Genomic DNA, 791 nt, shown 5'->3' on the forward strand with positions numbered 1-791 from the left:
CCATAAACGACGAGAACCCAAAGGGCACTAAACGATTATTTGAAGATGGAAAGTTCTTTACTCTGTCTCAAAAAGCAAACTGTATTGCGGTGCAGTTCCGTCCTCCTGAGCAGGCAGTTAGTGAAGACTTTCCGTTTGTGTTGAACTCTGGAAGATTGCGCGACCAATGGCACACCATGACACGTACTGGTGTGAGCGCACAATTGAGCCAGCATACTGCGAACGCATATATAGCGATTCACCCAGAAGATGCCAAAGATTTAAGTCTTGAACAGGGTGCCTATGTGTCGGTCACTTCTGCCGTGAATTCAGACGCTGATCAGGTCGTGTTACCAGTCGTAATCGATGATGGATTACGTCGAGGTGAGTTATTTGTACCCATTCATTGGGGTACAACATGGTCTTCATCATCGGCAATTTCAAAGCTATATACAGATGCAAGAGACCCCATTTCTGGGCAGCCAGAATTGAAACATGCGGCTGTTGCGCTTTCACCGGTCGAGATGGCTGAATACGGCGAGTTATTTAGTCTAGACGAGCTTCCGATTCAATGGCTAGATGCGCAGTTTTATGTGTGGTCGAAAGCAAAAGTCCGTGGCGGCATGATTTACCGATTTGCGTGCAAAGAAAAAAGCACCACGCTTGGTTCAGCTCTGAATGCGGTTTATCAGGATGTGCATGAGCGTTATTCCTATCAGCATCAAAATGGAATGAATCGTTTTGCGACGCGCGACCAATCATTAGTTTACGGCGTATTCACGCATTCAGAGGCGCAAGAATATGAGCGAGCT

Annotated in this window: 1 protein-coding gene; it reads left to right on the forward strand. The window is 46.6% G+C overall.

Features of this window, described 5'->3' with window-relative positions:
• Positions 1–791: molybdopterin dinucleotide binding domain-containing protein (locus A3738_RS08760; protein ID WP_304440090.1), on the forward strand; the 791-nt coding region annotated here is incomplete at both ends.

The organism is Oleiphilus sp. HI0066, from assembly GCF_001635725.1.